Below are 19,081 nucleotides of genomic sequence, written 5' to 3' on the forward strand. Positions count from 1 at the left end.
CAACCTGAAGGAGATGAACATGAAAAGAGCCATTACCGCATCCGTTCTTCTGCTTTGCCTTGCATTCGCCGCTCCCGTCCTTGCAGAGGGGGGGAAGATCGGTTCCGTGGATGTCCAGAAAGTCCTCCTCTTTTCGGAGTCCGGAAAGGGTGCCAAGGAGCAACTCGCCCAGAAGGCGAACAAGTACGAACTCGACAAGAACACCAAGGAAGAAGAGCTCAAGAAGCTGAAGGCTGAACTTGAGAAGCAGAGCGTCCTTCTTTCCGAGTCTGCTCGTATCACCAAGGAGAAGGACTATCAGCAGAAGCTCAAGGAGTACCAGCGTTTTCTCAAGGACGCGCAGGATGATCTTCAGGCGAAGAATGACGAGCTGACGAGCCGGATCGTCGACGAGATAGTCAAGGTCGTTCAGGACTACGGCCGCAAGAACAAGTACACCTTCATCTTCGTAAAGAACGAAGGAATGATTTATCAGGACGAGACTGCTGACGTGACGGATGACATCCTCAAGCAGTTCAACGCTTCGAAGAAAAAGTAGCCCGGAGCGGCAGGAGCGGAAACGTGGAAAAAACTCTCAACGAACTGGCCCAATATCTGGGCGGCACACTCGTCGGCGACGGGGAGGCCAGGATCACAGGACTTGCCGGGCTCGACGAAGCCGTGGAAGGCCAGATTACCTTCCTCGCCAATCCGAAGTATGCCGGGAAGGTATCGGACACCCGCGCTTCCGCCGTTGTCCTCCCTCCCGGAGCCGAAAGATACGGTCGCAACGCGATTCAGGTCGCCAATCCCTACCTGGCTTTCGCCAAGCTCCTGACACTTTTCCATGTACGGTCTCTGCCGGTGAAGGGGGTATGCGAAGGGGCCGTTGTGGGCAGCGGCGTCATTATGGGAACCGATGTGACGGTCCATCCTGGAGCGTGCATAATGGATGGTGTGAAGCTTGGTAACCGTGCGACGGTTTTCCCGGGGGCCGTGCTTTATGAAGGTGTGGAAATCGGCGACGATACCGTGATCCATGCCAACGTGACTATAAGGGAGCGGTGCCGGATCGGCAGCAGGGTTATCGTCCACAGTGGCACAGTCATCGGCAGCGACGGCTTCGGTTATGCTCCCGACGACGCCTCCTGGTACAAGATTCCCCAGATCGGCATAGTCGTTATAGAGGATGACGTGGAGGTCGGCGCCAATGTCGCCATCGACCGCGCCGCGCTTAACGTGACACTCATCAGGCGCGGGACCAAGATAGACAATCTGACCCAGATAGCTCACAACTGCGTCATCGGTGAGAACTGCATGATTGTCTCCCAGGTCGGCATCTCCGGGAGCACCACCATCGGTTCCCATGTTACCCTTGCAGGGCAGGTCGGCGTGGCGGGGCACATTCACATCGGTGACAATACGATGATAGGGGGCAAGTCCGGAGTAACCGGCAGTATCCCTGCCAACGGAATGTTCAGCGGCATTCCCGCTATTCCGCACAGGGAATGGCTGCGGGCGATGGGTACCGTGCCCAGGCTTCCGGAAATGAAGAAAAACATCAGCGCCCTTGAAAAGAGAATTCAGGAGCTGGAGGAAAAGCTGGAGCAGTTAAGTTCGAAGTAATTGATCTACTGAAATACAGGGAGGACGAATCATGCTTGACGTAAACCAGATCATGGAGATACTGCCCCACCGGTATCCGTTTCTGATGGTGGACAGGATTCTTGAGGTCGAGCCGGGGAAACGGATCGTCGGGATCAAGAATGTAACCATCAACGAACCCTTCTTTCCGGGGCACTTTCCTGGGCACCCCGTCATGCCGGGAGTGCTTATCATAGAGGCCATGGCTCAGATAGCAGGCATCATGGCATACCTTGCGTCCAGTGAAGCGGATCGGGAAAAGGTCACCTATTTCATGGCGATCGATAACGCAAGGTTCAGAAAGCCGGTCAAGCCCGGGGACCAGCTGCGAATCGAGGCGGAAACAATCTATACCAAGCGGGGTATCTGGAGCATGGCCTGTAAGGCATATGTAGAAGATACACTCGTGACCGAAGCGGAGTTGAAGGCTACCTTCGCAGACAAATAACAAAACAGCGGTCGGGCTTCGGGTGCTGGCGCTGTCGGCTTCGGCCTGAAAATCGCGCAAGACCGGCGTCGCTTCGGTGATACCAGGCTGGCGGGTCTTGCACCTCGACCGCTTCAGGAGAGAATAATGATACATTCTACCGCGGTGATACACCCCACCGCAGAGCTGGCTGAAAATGTTGAGGTCGGACCGTACGTCGTGATCGGTCCCCATGTCAGGGTGGGGCAGGGGACGAAGATAGGCGCGCATACGGTTATCGAGTCGTGGACCGAACTGGGGGAGGAGAACATCATTTCCCATATGGCTTCCATAGGCGCTCCTCCCCAGGACCTGAAGTACAGGGGGGAGGAGACCTGGCTCAAGATCGGCGACCGCAACATAATCCGTGAGTTTTCCACCCTTCATCGGGCCACCACCGCCAAGGAATGCGTAACCAGCATCGGAAGCAACAACATGTTCATGGCTTACTCTCACGTCGCCCATGACTGCAAGGTCGGGAGCAATGTTATCATGGCCAACTGTGCGACTCTCGCCGGTCACGTTACCATCGAAGACTCCGTTACCTTTGGCGGCCTTACCGCCGTTCACCAGTTCACACGGATCGGTTCTCACGTCATGGTCGGCGGCGGGACGCTCGTAGGGACTGATGTCCCCCCGTATACGATCGCTACCGGGGGGGACCGGCGCGACGCGCAGCTGAGAGGCCTCAACCTCATCGGCCTCAAACGGCGCGGTTTCCCCGATGAAGTCATTGCGAGCCTGAAAACAGCCTACAAGATACTTGTCCTTTCCCAGTTGAAGCTTGCCGATGCCATCGAGCGGATCAAGCAGGAGGTCCCTGCTTCGCCGGAAGTGAATCACTTCATCGAGTTCATCGAGCACCCTTCGCAACGGGGGATTTGCAGGCGATGAAAAGGATACGGACGGCGGTCATAGGTGTCGGATACCTCGGGCGATTCCACGCGCAGAAATATGCTGCCATAGAGCACTCGGACCTCGTCGCGGTGGTCGATCTTGACCCGCAGCAGGGGGGGCGGGTGGCAGAGGAGGTCGGCACCAGGTACTGTGGCGATTACCGAGAGATAGCTGACCAAGTGGATGCGGTCAGCATCGTCGTGCCGACCAATTACCATCATGAGGTAGCGAAGTTTTTCCTGGAGCGGGGGAAGCATGTTCTCCTCGAAAAGCCTATCACTCGGACGCTGGAGGAAGCTGACGAGCTGATCCGCATTGCTGCGGCCAAGGGTGCTGTTTTTCAGGTGGGGCATCTGGAGCGGTTCAATCCGGCCATGGCGGCGCTCGGGGGCGTGCTCAAGGAGCCCAGGTTCATCGATGCCACACGGATAGGGCCGTTCAAGGCACGGGGGACCGACGTCAACATCGTCCTCGACCTGATGATACACGATATCGAAATCATCCAGCACCTGGTAGGAAGCAACGTGGCCCGGATCGATGCGGTCGGTGCACCGGTTTTCACCGCCGGAGAGGATATCGCAAACGCCAGGATTGTCTTCGAGAATGGCTGTGTTGCCAACGTGACCGCCAGCCGGGTGAGTTTCACCAGTGAGCGGAAAATGCGTATCTTCCAGCCCGATTCCTACGTCGTTCTGGACTTTCAGAACAGGAAATTGGCGGTGCTCCGGAAGGGAGATGGAGAATCGGCACCGGGCGTTCCTGCTGTGGACGTCAGTGAACAGAGTTTCGAACAGGTGGATGCGCTGAGGCTTGAGATCGAGGCATTTCTCGAATCCATCGCAACAGGGAAGGCTCCCGTCGTTACAGGGGAGGATGGAAGGAAGGCGCTGGAGATTGCCCTCCTCATCAACAAGCAGCTTTAACAGCTTGTTGAAAAACAGCCATCTCGCCGCGGTCGTCGAAAGCCGCCGTGTGCGGCGTAGCGCAGCTATGCCTCCGTGGGGCTTTCTGCGGGTGCGGCGATCTGACTGTTTTTGAACAACCTGCCTGATTCAACAGTCTGGTTATTACTAAATCTCGCGCTGCCGAATGCCTCTTGGTTCGGGCCGAGGCAGAGCGATCCCGAGGTGAGAACATGATTCCGATGGTTGATCTGAGAACACAGTACCTGAGCATCAAAGAGGAAATCGATAAGGGCATTCTTGAGGCGCTGGACAAGACCCAGTTCATTCTCGGTCCCAATGTTGCCGCATTCGAGCAGGAGGCTGCGGCCTATCTCGGTGTGCCTAATGCCGTTGCGGTTGCTTCAGGAACCGACGCCCTGCATCTGGCGCTAGCCGCAGCCGGCATCACGGTCGGGGACGAGGTAATCACCTCCCCCTTCACCTTCATAGCCACCGCTGAAGCAATACGGTACGTCGGTGCTACTCCCGTTTTTGTCGATATCGATCCGAAGACATTCAACATCGATCCGTCGAAAATCGAAGCTGCGGTAACGAGCAGGACTCGCGCGATACTTCCGGTGCACCTGTTCGGACAGCCGGCAGACATGGCTCCCATCGAGGAGATCTGCAAGCGGCACAATCTTCTCCTCGTCGAGGATTGCGCCCAGTCCTTCGGCGCTTCCATCAACGGAAAGATGACCGGGGCCATTGGTGCCCTCGGCTGCTTCAGCTTCTTCCCAAGCAAAAACCTCGGCTGTTACGGTGACGGCGGGATGATTACCGCCACCTCCGCGGAACTGGCAGAGAAGGTGAAAATTCTGCGCAACCATGGCAGCAAGGTTCGATATCATCACTCCGTAATCGGTTACAACAGTCGCCTCGACGAAATCCAGGCGGTCATTCTTAGAGCAAAACTAAAGCGGATATCGGCATATAACGAGGGACGCCGCCGCGTCGCTCACCGGTACAGCTCACTTCTTGCCGGCTCCCAGGTCACTCCCCCCTTCGAAGATGGCCTTGGCGTCCACGTTTACCATCAGTACACGGTGCTGACCGATTCCCGCGATGCCATCATGCAGGCCCTAACCGCAGCGCAGATAGCTTCGGCCGTGTATTACCCCATTCCGCTACACCGCCAGGAGGTCTTCGCGGCAGAATATGGCAATGTTTCGCTGCCGGTGGCTGAAGAAGTGGCTTCACGCTGCATGTCGCTCCCCATCTTCCCCGAAATGACCGACGAGCAGGTGGAGGAAGTGGTACGGGTTATCAAGGGTTGCTGAAGAAGCGTGTAATGATCGTCGCCGGAGAGGCTTCCGGCGACCTGCATGGGGCGGGCCTTATAAGAGAGGCCCGGCGCATGGACGAGCAGGTAACCTTCTTCGGGATCGGTGGCGCGAGGATGCGGGAGGCGGGAGCCGAGACTCTCGTCGATGCGTCCGACATGGCGGTCGTGGGCCTTTTCGAGGTGGCGGCTCATTTCGACGTCATCTACAGGGCCTATGCCACGCTTCGGGATATCCTCCGAAAAGATCCTCCTGATCTTCTTATCCTCATCGACTACCCCGATTTCAATCTGCGGCTGGCGAAAGTGGCGAAACGGGCGGGTGTCCGCGTCCTATACTATATCAGTCCGCAGGTCTGGGCCTGGCGGGTGGGGCGGGTGAAGAAGATCGCCCGGCTCGTGGATCGGATGGCGGTAGTTTTTCCCTTCGAGGTTCCTTTTTACGAGAAGGAGGGTGTGCCGGTGAGTTTCGTAGGGCACCCCCTGCTCGATGTAGTTCACCCTACGATGTCGCCTGAGGAAGCCCGCGCTTTTTTCGGTCTCGACTCCACTAAGCGGACAGTCGGTCTTTTTCCGGGGAGCCGACGGGGGGAGATCAAGAGGCTCCTCCCGGTGATCCTCGAAACGGCCCTCCTGCTACGCGGACGTTTTCCGGACCTTCAGTTCGTTCTGCCCCTTGCTTCCAGCCTTAACCGCCAAGACCTCGCTCCACATCTGGAAGGATCGGGGCTGAACATAACTGTCGTGGAGGGGAAAGGGTACGACGTCATGCAGGTGTGTGACGCCATTATCTCCGTATCAGGCACCGTCACCCTCGAAATCGCCCTCATTGGAACCCCGATGGTGATCATCTACCGGGTGTCCCCCTTCACGTACCAAGTGGCAAAGCGCCTCGTCCGTGTCGATCACATCGGCCTCTGTAACATAGTGGCGGGGGAACGGGCGGTGCGGGAACTCGTTCAGGATGAAGCGCGGCCTGAAATTATTGCCGACGAAATAACGCGGATACTTACCGATGATGAATATGCAGCGAGCATACGTAGCAAGCTGGTTGCTGTGCGCGGAAAACTTGGTTGCGGCGGCTGTTCTGCGCAAGTCGCCCGACTTGCTCTCGACATGTTGGCCTGAAAAAACACATGGACACCTTTAAAAGAATTCTTCGATACAGCAAACCCTATTGGTGGCGCATCGTCATTTCGGCGATCTTCTCAATGGTAGTGGGAGGGATGGACGGGCTGTTCGCCTACCTTACGGGACCGCTCCTGAAGCAGATCTTTTCGGGGAAGGATCAGCGTATCCTTCTTCTTCTCCCCCTGGCCGTCATTGGGATCTTCTTTGTCCGCGGGATGGGACGGTACATCAACGAATACTTCATCAGGACTGCTGGGCAGCTGGCGGTACAGAATATCCGCAACGACGTCTACCGCAACGGGATGTTTCTTGGCTTGCGCTTTTTCCACGCGCACCCCACGGGAACGCTCATGTCGCGGGTACTCAACGATGTGAATGCAATGCAGGAGGGGGTTGGAAACGTTATCACCGGCCTCTTCAGGGACGGTTTTGGCGCACTCTTCCTCCTGGGCATGATTTTCTACCTCAACTGGAAGCTTGCGATCATCGCATTTCTTGTAATTCCGCTCACTGTAGTACCGGCGCAGAAGATCGGCAGGCGGATCAAATCTCTTTCCTCCGCCAGCCAGGGAAAGATGGGGGACATATCCAGCATACTGCAGGAAACCTTTTCCGGTATCAAGGTGATCAAGGCCTTCGGTCTGGAGGAGCGGGAGATCGGGAAGTTTCACGCAAAGAACCTCGAGTACTACCGGTTTATGCGCAAATCCATCAAGTACGAGGGCCTCTCCGTACCGGTAATGGAACTCCTGACATCGCTCGGGATAGCCGCGGTCATCTGGTACGGAGGGTATCAGGTCATCAACGGCAGTATGAAGCCTGATGCGTTCCTGTCGTTTATCGCGGCCATGATCCTCCTCTACAACCCCATCAAGAAGCTGAACAGTGCCTACAATGTCGCTCAGCGAGCGATCGGTGCAGCAGTGCGCGTCTTTGAAATGATAGACGAACCGCGCGACATCGTAGATCATCCGGATGCGGTGTCCGCAGGACGTGTGAAGGGAGAGGTCAGGTTCGACAAGGTTTCCTTCAGGTACGGAGAAGACGATGAGCCCGTTCTTCGTGAGGTTGACCTCACAGCCGGCAAAGGGGAGATTATCGCTCTGGTCGGTCCTTCCGGCAGCGGCAAGACTACGTTTGTCTCGCTCATTCCCAGATTTTATGACGTTACCGAAGGTGGCGTCACAATTGACGGGATTGATGTGCGGCGGATCAGACTTCGGGATCTCATGCGCCAGATCGCACTGGTCGATCAGGAGACGGTCCTTTTCAACGATACCATCGCCAACAACATCAGGTACGGGAAGAGCGATGCCACTGATGCCGAGGTGGAGGCAGCGGCAAGGGCAGCCTACGCCCATGACTTCATCCTCGACATGCCGGAAGGATACGAAACCAACATCGGTGACCGTGGTGTGCGTCTCTCTGGTGGGCAGCGGCAGCGCCTATGCATTGCACGGGCGATTCTCAAGGACGCCCCGATCCTCATCCTCGACGAAGCTACAAGCGCACTCGATACCGAAAGCGAGCAGATGGTTCAGGAAGCCCTGAACAACCTGATGGCGAACCGGACGACTTTTGTCATTGCCCACCGGCTATCGACCGTTCTGCATGCAGACAGGATCGTAGTACTGGAAAACGGCAGAATCGTCGAATCCGGGCGCCATGACCAACTGGTTGCTCAGGCTGGCCTCTACCAGAAACTCTACGCAATGCAGTTCCAAACCTGATGAAAAACCTTCTCCTTACATTAAAGAAACGGTTCCCGAGCGTTCTCCCCTGGCTCGCTTATTCGGTACTACGGATGCTCTTCACCACCCTCCGGGTGCGACTCGTGAACGTGGAGATTCCCCGGGGGTACCATGAGAGAGGGGAAGGGATAATTCAGGTGATGTGGCATAGCAGGCTGTGTGTAAGCCCCTTTGCCTATCAAGGCAACAAAGGGCATATCCTCATCAGCAGCCACGGGGACGGAGAGATCATTGCAAGAATCACCGCGCTTTTCGGGTTTGAGCACATACGCGGTTCATCATCCAAAGGGGCCGATAAGGCGCTCAAGCAGATGCTGAGGCTTGCGAGGCGGAATGAAGACCTCATAGTCACCCCCGACGGGCCTCGGGGGCCGGCCGAGGTCGTTAAGCCGGGTGTAGCACAGATCGCCAAGCTCACCGGGTTACCGGTGCTCCCTTTTGCCATTTCGGCTTCCAGGAAAGTGCGTCTAAAGAGCTGGGACAGGTTCATGATCCCTCTTCCCTTTACAAAATGCTTCTTCGTCTGGGGGGAGCCGCTGCGCTGCGGCGTGGAGGAGGAGATCGAGCAGTTCCGCCAGCGGGTCGAGGGTGCCCTCTGCAAGGTCACGGCTGAAGCCGACGGGATGGCGGCAGCATGACCAACGTTATCTACACCCTCCTCCTGTGGGTGGCATTGCCGGTTGTAATTGCGTACCATTGCTTCCGATCTGTCAGCAGAGGCCGCCCGGCGGCGCTGGCCGAGCGGTTCGGGTTTGTCCCGCAGGATGAGCTCAAAGGTCTTTCCGGTGCCGAGGTGATATGGGTCCATGCCGTCTCCGTCGGTGAAACGATGGCCGTAGTTCCTCTCCTCAAGGCGCTGAAAAGACGCTGGCCGGAGCGCAAGATCCTTCTCAGCAATACGACGGAGACGGGTCGTGAGGTATCCGGCACCATCGCAGAAGTTGACTGTCGCTGCTACTTTCCTTTCGATTACCCGTTTGCGGTTTCCCGCTTGCTGCGGCGCGTGCGGCCCTCCCTGATCGTGGTAGTCGAAACTGAGATCTGGCCGAATTTTCTTCGCACAGCCCGATGCATGGGGGTACCGGTTGCGATGGTCAACGGTCGTATATCGGACCGCTCCTTCGGGAGGTACCTGAAGCTTAAGCGGTTCTTTCAGCCGGTGCTGGGCTGCTTTTCCGCCTTCTGCATGCAGAGTGACGAAGACGCCAGACGGATAGGGGAGATCGGTGCAGACCCGGTCAAGGTGCATAGTGTGGGGAACCTGAAGTACGATGTTCCTGGCGCATTGCCTTCGCCGGACGTACGCCGCGAACTGCGGCGAAGCTACCAGATCCCCGAGAACTGCATCGTCTTCACTGCCGGGAGCACCCATCAGGGTGAAGATGAGGTGGTTATTGGTGCTTTCAGAAAGGTTTCTGCCGAGATTACGGCTATGAACCTCGTGCTCGTACCTCGTCATCCGGAACGCGCTGCCGCGGTAGGTGAGCTTCTGAGCACTCTCGAAATTCCGTTCGTTCTGCGTTCTCAGCTCCACCTGCGGGAGAAGCCATTGTCGGCAGGGGAGGTGCTGCTTGTCGACAGGGTTGGGGAGCTGAACCGGTTGTATTCATTATCCGACATCGCTTTCGTCGGCGGCAGCCTGGTCCCGACCGGCGGACACAACGTCCTGGAGCCAGCAGCATGTGGTGTCCCTGTGCTGTTCGGACCTCATATGTCCAACTTTCGCGAGATAGCAGCGGATATCCTCAAGTCAGGCGGCGCCATTCGGGTGGAAGACGGCGCAGTCATGGAGGAATCTCTTCGATCTCTCTGTATGGACCCGGCTCTCCGGCAGGAGATGGGGCAACGGGGCCTGAGCTGGTTGCAGGTTTCGGGAGGAGCGGTGGATCGGCATATCGAGGTGCTTGCGCGTTTGCAGGGGCGAGAAAAATCAGAGTCCAGTCTGAATGAGTGCAGCAGTGGCAAACGTTGAGCTATACTTCAGAGAGCTGATAGAGGGAAAACGGCAATCTGTGCGGGATCGCCTCGTCCTGGCACTCCTTGTAGCAGCCACCTTTCCGTATGGCCTCATCATGCGCTTTCGTGCCTGCCTCTATGCTTTCGGTCTCCTCCGCTCATATAGGCTTTCGAAACCGGTGGTGTCGGTTGGAAATCTTACTGTGGGCGGCACCGGCAAGACTCCCTCAGTGGCCTGGATCGCGCGCTTTTTTCTTCAGCAGGGCAAACGCGTAGCCGTTCTCTCCCGTGGTTATGGCGGCACCAGTCACGGGACTACAAAGATCGTGAGCGACGGAAAGGATATTTTTCTCTCGGCTTCCGAAGCGGGAGACGAACCTTACATGCTGGCGGCTACGGTTCCCGGTCTCATGGTTGTCATCGGTCCGGATCGATACCGTGCCGGAAGGCTTGCAGAGGAAAAGCTCAACCCCGACATTTTCATTCTTGATGACGGGTTCCAGCACCAGCGCCTAAGGCGGGACTTCGACATCCTTCTCATGGACTGCACGCGACCTTACGGTAATGGACGTTTGTTGCCTGCCGGTATGCTGCGGGAGAATCCTTCGGCGGCGAAGCGGGCGGATATGGTGATTTACACGAGATGTGGCAATGGGTCAGCGCCGACACTTCATTCCGATCTCGCTTCATGTCGTGCCGGACACGGTCTGACAGGTATTGTTGCATTTGGCGAGAACGAACTGCAGCCCTTCAACGTGCTGGAGGGTTCCCGGGTGATGGCCTTCGCCGGCATTGCCGACCCCGCTTCCTTTTTCGATGCCCTGGAAGAAGCGGGTGTCCGCCTCATCACAACTCTTGCATTTCCTGACCATGCCACGTACGGTGATGAGGAGCTTGCAGCACTGGTCCGGTTGCGAGATGCATCCCGCTCACAATATCTTCTGACGACGGAAAAAGATGCGGTGAAGCTCGTAGGCATGCAGGAAAAACTTGGCGAGACGTTTGCCGTGCGGCTGGAGATGCGGTTCGAAGATGATACCCAGCTGCGGGCGTATCTTCAGAAATTTCTTTAGGTAGAGGTGTCTCTATGGCATTATCGCAGGAACTGCTCGATATCCTGGTGTGCCCCCAGTGCAAGGGTGAACTTGAGCTTTTAGGAAATAGTGCTGCACTTCTCTGCAGTCCCTGTCGTCTCAAGTATCCGATACGGGACGACATCCCGGTCATGCTCGTTGATGAAGCGGAGAAAATAGGGCAGGATTGAAGGGTGAAGATTGAAGGTTGAAGCAAAAAAAAGAATCCTCGTTCTGCGGTACCGGTTCATCGGGGACACCATTCTTACCGTTCCTTTCCTGCGAAACCTGCGTCGGGCCGAACCCGATGCGTTCATTGCATGGGTGGTTGCTCCAGGCTCCGCCGAGGTGGTGCAGGGAATTCCCTATGTTGATGAACTGATCTTCTGGGACCCTCCCACTATCCACGCCGACAGCCGCTCCACCCATCGGACCTTTCGGGACAAGGTTTCCTTTATTCGGGAGTTGCGGGCGAGAAAGTTCGACAAGGTCTATGTGCTGAAACGCTCCCTTTCCAGCGCCATCATGGCGATTCTTTCAGGGGCTCGGGAAAGGGTCGGGTTCGATACCGAAGGGCGCGGATTTCTCCTTACGAAACGTGTACCTTACAGGCACGATCAGCACGAGGTGCAGAATTTCCTGGACGTTCTGCGGGCTGACGGGGTGAAGGTCGAAGACGACCATCTTGAAGCATGGCTTACGGAGGAGGAACGACAGTTCACCGAGGATTATTTTTTGCGCGCAGGGGTAGCAGCAGATGAGCCCATTGTAGGCATCCATCCTTTTTCTGCCAATCCTCCCCGAGCGTGGCATATCGATAACTTCATCGAAGTGGCCAGACGGCTTCAGGAAAACTACGGCGCGCGGATTCTGTTCTTCGGCGGTCCCAGAGACGAGGAAGCACTTCCCGCTCTCCGTGCAGGGCTGACTACCCCACCCCTTTTTGCGGTCGGGAAGACAACGCTCCGCCAGACCATGGCACTCCTTTCTCGCTGCAAGCTTCTCGTCTGCAATGACAGCGGAATCATGCACCTAGCAGCATCGATGCAGGTGCCACTAGTTGCGATTTTTGGACCGCAGTCGCCGGTTAAGTTCGGGCCGTGGGGAGAGAATAGCCGCGTCGTGTACAGTGCTTTTCAGTGCTCTCCGTGCCGGCAAAAATTTTTTAAGGAGTGCGAGCCGACCGAGCGCGGGAGGCCTGAATGCGTCGAAGCCATCGACGTCGATGCCGTCTTCACTCAATGCACGACGCTCCTCGATTCCCGGAGGGAGAGAGGATGACACTGATTGAGCGTCCGCGCCTGTCCGCTTTTGTCATCACTAAGAATGAGGGCGCAAAGATCCTGGAGTGTCTTGGATCCCTGCAGTGGGTGGATGAGGTGGTCGTGGTGGATGACTACAGCACTGACGACACGGTCCCAAAATGCTCCAACTTCGCTAACGTTCGAGTAGTGCACCATCCGTTCGCCAGTTTCAGGGACCAGAAGAGTCATGCCATGTCATTGACTAGCAATGAGTGGGTCCTTGAGATTGATGCGGACGAGCGCGTTTCCAACGAGATGAAAAGCGCTGTACTTGCGCTTTCACAGGCTGACTTTTCCGAATTCGACGCGTTTGCCTTCCGCCGCCTCACGAACTTCTGGGGTAAGTGGATCAGGCACGGCTCCTTCTATCCCGATTACAAGGTGCGGCTGTACAACAAGCGAAACGGAGCCTGGAGCGACAGTACAATTCATGAACGTTTCGTGCCCCGGGGGAAGATCAAGCGGATTGCAGCCGATATCATCCATGATCAGGACCTCGACCTGACTGCCTACTTCCAACGGACCACCAGGTACTCCGAACTTTCAGCCCTCGATTACCACAGCCGAGGAAAACGTTCTAAGTGGCACCACTATACCCTGCGACCCGTTTATACATTCTTCTACCGCTACCTCTTCCGGCTTGGTTGTCTGGATGGCGTGCAAGGTTTCGTTGTTTCCGCGATGGGCGCTATAGGTACATTTCAGAAGTACATGCGGCTGTTTGAGTTGCAGAAGGGCCGTCGGAGGGTTTGATGGATACGGGTGGATCAACCGGACAATCATGTGCCGGTAGTGCCCCATTGGTTACAGTCATCACGGTAGTCCGTAATGGCGCAACAGTTGCTGAACGAACTCTGAAGAGTGTAATCAGCCAGCGGGACCAGCACCTGGAGTACATAGTCATAGATGGAGGGTCGACAGACGGCACTGTTGATCTGCTGAGAGAGAACGACCATGCTATTGACTACTGGATAAGCGAGTCCGATGACGGCATTTACGATGCCATGAACAAAGGCATAGCTCATAGCAGCGGTGACTACCTGCTCTTTCTCAATGCTGGAGACGAATTGGTTGTTAACCTCAAGGAGATTGAGGATTACTTCAAAGCAGGTTATGTGATTGTCTATGGCAAAGCCAGCATGCTGGAGAATGATGGGAGATTCGTATATACGAAAGGCAAAAAACTAAGAAGCCCGAACAAAATGATTACAGGCATGCGACTGTGCCACCAGGCCATCTTCTACCGTAGAGATGCGATAGGGGGGGGGTATGACGCCGGATATCGCATCTTGGCGGACAGGGTCCTTACCCATGAGCTGATGAAAAAGCATGGTATCAACAGAACTTTGTTCATCGACAAAGTAATCTGCACCTATTACGAAGGTGGATTCAGCAGGCAGAATCCCGAGCAATGGAAGGTGGAAGAAATACGATTTTTACGATCCAATGGCAGGTATTTGTATGCCGAATATCGAAGGCTAAGCTGGTTCTGGAAAAAAATGAAAAGAGCTGCACGTGATGTCTAGAGAAAAACTACCACTGGTCAGCATACTGGTCCCGGTCTACAACAGGGAAGCGCTGGTACAGGTATGTATCGAGTCGGCCCTTGTTCAGACAGTGTCAAATATCGAAGTTGTTGTTGTCGATAACGCCAGCACTGACGGCACCTTCGAGGTGTGCACGGAGCTGGCTGCACGAGATCCGCGGGTTCGGGTCTTTCGAAACGCCAGTAACATCGGACCTGTTCGAAACTGGATTCGATGCATCGAGGAGGCCCGGGGGGCATACGGGAAGGTATTGTTTTCCGATGATCTCATGGCTCCCGATTACCTGGAGAAGACGCTCCCATTTATGGAAATCAATGAAGTGGGTTTTGTCTTTACTCCGGCTTTTGTCGGTCCCGAGCCCTTCAGTGGCAACATTTCCTACCAGTTCACCGGGCGGACCGGCACCTTCCCTTCTTCCCGCTTCATCAGTACCGGCCTCTTCAATGGAGATGTTCCATTTTCACCCGGCGGTGCGCTTTTTCGGATGAACGACCTGCGTAAGAATCTGCTCCGTGAGATTCCTTCACCAACGATTAATGATTTTCTGGACCATGGAGCCGGGCCTGATTTTCTTCTCTACCTTTTAACTGCCGCACAATATCCGAAGGTGGCTTATCTACACGAACCGCTTTCTTACTTCCGCGCCCACGGCGGGTCTATAACTATGAGTTCAGTCAAACCGTATATTGCCCAGTGTTACCGGCAGGCGCGGCTTTGGTTTGCCGAGCAGTATTTGACTGATAGGTGGTTGAAGATGCTGTACGTTTATGAATGGAAACGGGAGACGAATGAAAAGGGAAAAAGGGAGTCGGTTGACCAGTTTGTCAGGCAATTCACTTTGAGTGGTCTTACGATTTCCATTCCGAGTATAGTTTACGGACTCGCCTTCTCTAAATTATTCAAAAAAGGTGTCCTGACACTGCCAGGAGGGAAGGGGAGGATAAAGGTGGCGAGTATATGAAAGTTGTCATTCTAGCGGGAGGGCTCGGCACTCGCTTAAGCGAGGAAACGGTCCTCAGGCCCAAGCCTATGGTTGAGATAGGTGGTAAGCCGATTTTATGGCATATTATGAAGATATACTCCTACTATGGATTCAACGAATTTATCGTATGTCTCGGCTTCAAGGGGTATGTGATCAAGGAATACTTCTCCAACTACTTCCTGCATATGAGCGATGTGACCTTCGACATGGCAAACAACTCGATGACTGTGCATGAACGGTATGCCGAGCCTTGGAAGGTGACGCTTGTTGATACCGGTATGGACTCCATGACCGGAGGGCGGGTCAAACGAATCGAGCCTTATATCAATAATGAAACTTTCATGCTTACGTATGGGGATGGAGTGGCTGATGTGGATATCCCTGCATTGCTTGCTTTTCATAAGAGACAGGGGAGGCTCGCTACCGTCACCACCACGCAGCCTGCCGGCAGGTTCGGCGCGTTAAGCCTTACTTCCGATAACAGGGTCGCTTCTTTCCATGAGAAACCGGCAGGGGATGGTGCGTGGATAAATGGTGGATTTTTCGTATTGGAACCCGGCGTCATGGAATTGATCGCTGGTGATTCTACGGTATTCGAAAAGGAACCGCTTGAACGCCTTGCCGCAGAAGGTGAACTCGCAGCGTTCAGGCACTCAGGTTTCTGGCAACCGATGGACACCCTGCGCGATAAGACTCATCTGGAAGATCTTTGGAATTCGGGGACCGCGCCCTGGAAAGTATGGGGGCAGCGGGCAGAAAACGATGCCAAGGGCGAGAATAATGCTGGATAAAGCTTTCTGGAACAACAGGAAGGTGTTTGTCACCGGCCACACCGGGTTCAAAGGCGCCTGGCTCAGTCTCTGGCTGCATCGAATGGGAGCGGTCGTAACGGGCTACGCTCTTCACCCGCCAACGAATCCCAACCTCTTTGAACTGGCCCGAGTAGGAGAGGTAGTGGATTCTGTCATTGCCGATGTGCGTGATGGCGAAGCGGTGGGCAAAGCCATGATCTCGGCTGCACCGGATGTTGTCATTCATATGGCGGCTCAGCCCCTTGTCCGTGACTCGTATGTTAATCCTGCTGAAACCTATGCTATCAACGTAATGGGCACGGTCAATGTGTTCGAGGCGGTCCGCCGATGCCGAAGCGTGAAAGCCATCATAAATGTGACAACTGACAAGTGTTACGAAAACCGGGAGTGGGTCTGGGGCTACCGGGAGAACGAACCAATGGGGGGGTATGACCCCTATTCGAGCAGCAAAGCCTGTTCCGAGCTGGTTACAGCTGCTTACAGAAATTCCTTCTTTAATCCGCGAGACTTCTCTTCGCACGGCGTTGCTGTCGCTTCGGCACGGGCAGGCAATGTCATAGGAGGTGGCGACTGGGCTGCCGACCGGCTGGTCCCAGACTGTGTCAGGGCCCTCTTACAGGGGGAGAAACTAGTGCTCAGGAATCCTGAGGCAGTCAGACCCTGGCAGCATGTCCTGGAGCCGCTGAGTGGTTATCTCCTGCTGGCTCAGCACCTAGTCGAGGGCGGCGCTCGCTATGGAGAGGCATGGAACTTCGGACCCCGTGACGAAGATGCGAGGCCGGTGGAATGGATTGCGCAGACTCTCTGTGCGTCTTGGGGGAATGGCGCAACCTATGAGGTTGACAGCGGTCAGCACCCGCACGAGGCGCATTACCTCAAGCTCGATTGCTCGAAGGCTGGGGGCAAATTGGGGTGGAACCCCAGATGGGATCTGGCGAAATCACTCGACCTGATCGTGGACTGGACGAAGGCTTACCAGAGAAACGAAGATATGAGAGATGTCTGCCTGAGGCAGATCAGCGAGTACGACGCAGAATGACCGAATTTCTTGTCTTACGATGCATAGGAGTATCCGATGGACATAACAGCCGAAACTGAAAAAGAGCTTCGCGACCGAGCAATAGCCGCTGCTATAGAGTATTACCAGTTTAAACATGCGGGCCGAAAGCCGTTCACACCGGGGGACCGAATCCCGTATGCCGGACGGGTGTTCGATGAGCAGGAAATTGCGGCTCTTGTAGATTCTTCTCTCGAGTTCTGGCTGACGACCGGAAGGTATGCTGAGAGGTTTGAGAAGGAACTCGGAAGTTTCCTCGGAGTTCAACACTGCTCCCTCACCAATTCCGGATCTTCTGCCAATCTTCTGGCATTCATGTCGCTGACATCCCCCAGGCTCGGGGACAGGAGAGTGAAACGCGGCGATGAGATTATAACCGTGGCTGCCGGGTTCCCCACCACTGTGGCCCCGATCATTCAATACGGCGCTGTCCCGGTTTTTGTCGACGTTACACTTCCGACTTACAACATAGATTGCACGCAGCTTGAGCAGGCACTATCGGAGAAAACAAAGGGGGTGATGGTTGCACACACCCTCGGGAATCCGTTTGATCTGCACGCCGTACGGGAGTTTTGCGACCGGCACTCTCTCTGGCTGATAGAAGACAACTGCGATGCTCTAGACTCACGTTTCTTTTTCCGCGGTGAGTGGCGGTATACCGGGACTATGGGTGACCTCGGCACATCGAGCTTTTATCCCCCACATCACATGACCATGGGAGAGGGTGGTGCAGTTTATACGGACAATACTACTCTTGCGCGACTGGTGGAATCTTTTCGTGATTGGGGCAGGGACTGCTGGTGCTCATCGGGACGCGACAATACTTGTGGCAAGCGCTTCACGCAGCAATTTGGCGAACTTCCATACGGCTATGATCACAAATATGTTTACTCCCACTTCGGCTATAACCTGAAAGTTACCGATATGCAGGCCGCGATAGGGTGCGCTCAGCTAGGTAAACTGGCGGCCTTCTCTGAAGCAAGGAGAAGCAACTGGCGCAAGTATCGTGAAGGGCTGTCCAATCTGGGCGATCGATTTGTTCTGCCTGAACCGACTGCGGGTTCGGATCCGTCGTGGTTCGGTTTCCTGCTAACGGTCAGGGAAGGCTGTGGTTTTACACGTGACAGAATCGTCGCTCACCTTGAGTCGAAAGGAGTTCAGACGAGGATGCTCTTCGCAGGGAACCTGACGAAGCATCCGTGTTTCGACGAGATGAGGGAGAGTGGTGAGGGTTTCCGAATCGCCGGAGAACTGCTGAATACGGACCGGATAATGAATGACTCATTCTGGGTCGGCGTATATCCGGGTCTCACGGACTCGATGAGCGACTTCGTTATTGAGAAGATCCGGGAGTTTTGCAGCAGATGAAGATTGTTGTAACGGGAGCAACGGGGTTTTTGGGGAGCCGTCTCGTAAGGGCGCTGCTGAAAAGCGGTCATACCCCCGTGGTGCTAAAACGGAGCTTTTCCGATCTTGGACGGATCCGTGATCTATTGCCTGCCCTCATGGCCTACGACATTGATCTCTGCGGTCTACAGTTCCCGTTTAGAGAAGTTGGCAGCATCGAAGCAGTGATTCATTGCGCAACTTGCTACGGGCGTAAGGGAGAAAGCGCTTCGGAGGTGCTTGAATCCAACCTTCTTTTCCCGTTACGGCTTATGGAAGCCGCAATAGAATCGGGCGTTCCTCACTTTATCAACACCGACACGTGCCTCGACAGGAGCATAAGCGCCTATGCTCTGGGTAAGAAGCAATTCAGTGAATGGGGGCAGCATTTCTCGGAGCTTCAGAGAATCCGGTTCGTAAACATCATGCTCGAGCATTTCTATGGACCGGGGGACGATCCCTCCAAATTCACGTCACATGTAATAAGGAGCTGTATCAGGAACATCTCGGAGCTGAAGCTGACGAAGGGGGATCAGAAGCGGGATTTCGTCTATATTGATGACGTGGTCGCCGCTTATCTGGTGCTCCTGGGTGCACTGCCGGTGAGTAACGAAACGTACCAGGAATACCCCCTTGGATCCGGGGTTTCAGTTTCAGTCAGGGATTTCGTTCAAACAGTTTATGCGATTACCGGCTCCACAACTGAGCTGAAATTCGGAGCAGTGCCGTACAGGCAGAACGAACTGATGGATTCATGTGCCGATATCAGGCGCCTTGCCGCTCTCGGGTGGCTTCCACGGGTATCGCTTGTGGAAGGTGTCGCGGCAACAGTATCGTATGAAATGGCTCACGTCTGATGATTCCTTCGAG

Annotated in this window: 20 protein-coding genes; all 20 read left to right on the forward strand. The window is 55.3% G+C overall.

Features of this window, described 5'->3' with window-relative positions; genetic code table 11:
• The first annotated feature begins 19 nt into the window (after positions 1–19).
• The 20 genes from CFB04_RS01970 (at position 20) to CFB04_RS02065 (ending at position 19,068) form a co-directional block, all read left to right on the forward strand.
• Positions 20–538 (forward strand): OmpH family outer membrane protein, encoded by a 519-nt coding sequence (locus CFB04_RS01970; protein ID WP_088533709.1) that lies wholly within the window; start codon positions 20–22, stop codon positions 536–538.
• A 23-nt stretch (positions 539–561) separates the two neighbouring features.
• Positions 562–1,605, forward strand: a complete 1,044-nt coding sequence (gene lpxD, locus CFB04_RS01975) for a UDP-3-O-(3-hydroxymyristoyl)glucosamine N-acyltransferase (RefSeq protein WP_088533710.1) — start codon at positions 562–564, stop codon at positions 1,603–1,605.
• A gap of 31 nt (positions 1,606–1,636) precedes the next feature.
• Entirely contained in the window at positions 1,637–2,071 is a 435-nt protein-coding gene (gene fabZ / locus CFB04_RS01980; RefSeq protein ID WP_088533711.1) for a 3-hydroxyacyl-ACP dehydratase FabZ, read from the forward strand.
• Between the two features lie 126 nt (positions 2,072–2,197).
• On the forward strand, positions 2,198–2,983 hold the full coding sequence (gene lpxA, locus CFB04_RS01985; protein WP_088533712.1) for an acyl-ACP--UDP-N-acetylglucosamine O-acyltransferase: 786 nt from the start codon (positions 2,198–2,200) through the stop codon (positions 2,981–2,983).
• Positions 2,980–3,909, forward strand: a complete 930-nt coding sequence (locus tag CFB04_RS01990) for a Gfo/Idh/MocA family protein (RefSeq protein ID WP_088533713.1) — start codon at positions 2,980–2,982, stop codon at positions 3,907–3,909. Before lpxA ends, CFB04_RS01990 begins: the two co-directional genes overlap by 4 nt.
• A 212-nt stretch (positions 3,910–4,121) precedes the next feature.
• The gene (locus tag CFB04_RS01995) at positions 4,122–5,210 is read left to right on the forward strand and encodes a DegT/DnrJ/EryC1/StrS aminotransferase family protein (protein ID WP_088533714.1); all 1,089 of its coding nucleotides are present in this window, start codon (positions 4,122–4,124) and stop codon (positions 5,208–5,210) included.
• Positions 5,211–5,221: 11 nt separating this feature from the next.
• Positions 5,222–6,340 carry a lipid-A-disaccharide synthase gene (lpxB, locus tag CFB04_RS02000; RefSeq protein WP_088533715.1) on the forward strand — a complete coding sequence of 373 codons (1,119 nt, stop codon included), beginning with the start codon at positions 5,222–5,224 and terminating at the stop codon, positions 6,338–6,340.
• A gap of 8 nt (positions 6,341–6,348) precedes the next feature.
• Positions 6,349–8,073, forward strand: a complete 1,725-nt coding sequence (gene msbA, locus CFB04_RS02005) for a lipid A export permease/ATP-binding protein MsbA (RefSeq protein WP_088533716.1) — start codon at positions 6,349–6,351, stop codon at positions 8,071–8,073.
• The gene (locus CFB04_RS02010; RefSeq protein WP_088533717.1) at positions 8,073–8,732 is read left to right on the forward strand and encodes a lysophospholipid acyltransferase family protein; all 660 of its coding nucleotides are present in this window, start codon (positions 8,073–8,075) and stop codon (positions 8,730–8,732) included. Before msbA ends, CFB04_RS02010 begins: the two co-directional genes overlap by 1 nt.
• The gene (locus tag CFB04_RS02015) at positions 8,729–10,066 is read left to right on the forward strand and encodes a 3-deoxy-D-manno-octulosonic acid transferase (RefSeq protein WP_088533718.1); all 1,338 of its coding nucleotides are present in this window, start codon (positions 8,729–8,731) and stop codon (positions 10,064–10,066) included. Before CFB04_RS02010 ends, CFB04_RS02015 begins: the two co-directional genes overlap by 4 nt.
• Positions 10,041–11,123, forward strand: coding sequence for a tetraacyldisaccharide 4'-kinase (gene lpxK, locus CFB04_RS02020; protein ID WP_088533719.1), 1,083 nt, complete (start codon positions 10,041–10,043; stop codon positions 11,121–11,123). The genes CFB04_RS02015 and lpxK overlap by 26 nt, the downstream gene beginning before the upstream one ends.
• A 14-nt stretch (positions 11,124–11,137) precedes the next feature.
• Positions 11,138–11,314, forward strand: coding sequence for a Trm112 family protein (locus tag CFB04_RS02025; RefSeq protein WP_088533720.1), 177 nt, complete (start codon positions 11,138–11,140; stop codon positions 11,312–11,314).
• Between the two features lie 10 nt (positions 11,315–11,324).
• Positions 11,325–12,404, forward strand: coding sequence for a lipopolysaccharide heptosyltransferase II (gene waaF / locus CFB04_RS02030; RefSeq protein ID WP_088533721.1), 1,080 nt, complete (start codon positions 11,325–11,327; stop codon positions 12,402–12,404).
• Positions 12,401–13,180 carry a glycosyltransferase family 2 protein gene (locus tag CFB04_RS02035; protein ID WP_157698690.1) on the forward strand — a complete coding sequence of 260 codons (780 nt, stop codon included), beginning with the start codon at positions 12,401–12,403 and terminating at the stop codon, positions 13,178–13,180. Before waaF ends, CFB04_RS02035 begins: the two co-directional genes overlap by 4 nt.
• A complete protein-coding gene (locus CFB04_RS02040; protein WP_088533723.1) occupies positions 13,180–13,953 on the forward strand; it encodes a glycosyltransferase family 2 protein in 774 nt (257 codons plus the stop codon). The genes CFB04_RS02035 and CFB04_RS02040 overlap by 1 nt, the downstream gene beginning before the upstream one ends.
• Positions 13,946–14,935 (forward strand): glycosyltransferase family 2 protein, encoded by a 990-nt coding sequence (locus tag CFB04_RS02045; RefSeq protein WP_088533724.1) that lies wholly within the window; start codon positions 13,946–13,948, stop codon positions 14,933–14,935. The genes CFB04_RS02040 and CFB04_RS02045 overlap by 8 nt, the downstream gene beginning before the upstream one ends.
• Positions 14,932–15,747, forward strand: coding sequence for a glucose-1-phosphate cytidylyltransferase (gene rfbF / locus CFB04_RS02050; protein ID WP_088533725.1), 816 nt, complete (start codon positions 14,932–14,934; stop codon positions 15,745–15,747). Before CFB04_RS02045 ends, rfbF begins: the two co-directional genes overlap by 4 nt.
• Positions 15,737–16,807, forward strand: coding sequence for a CDP-glucose 4,6-dehydratase (rfbG, locus tag CFB04_RS02055; RefSeq protein ID WP_088533726.1), 1,071 nt, complete (start codon positions 15,737–15,739; stop codon positions 16,805–16,807). The genes rfbF and rfbG overlap by 11 nt, the downstream gene beginning before the upstream one ends.
• 36 nt (positions 16,808–16,843) lie before the next feature.
• Positions 16,844–18,193, forward strand: coding sequence for a lipopolysaccharide biosynthesis protein RfbH (gene rfbH, locus CFB04_RS02060; RefSeq protein WP_088533727.1), 1,350 nt, complete (start codon positions 16,844–16,846; stop codon positions 18,191–18,193).
• Entirely contained in the window at positions 18,190–19,068 is an 879-nt protein-coding gene (locus tag CFB04_RS02065) for an NAD(P)-dependent oxidoreductase (protein WP_088533728.1), read from the forward strand. Before rfbH ends, CFB04_RS02065 begins: the two co-directional genes overlap by 4 nt.
• The last annotated feature ends 13 nt before the right edge of the window (positions 19,069–19,081 follow it).

The organism is Geobacter sp. DSM 9736, assembly GCF_900187405.1.
Taxonomy (GTDB): Bacteria; Desulfobacterota; Desulfuromonadia; order Geobacterales; family Geobacteraceae; genus DSM-9736.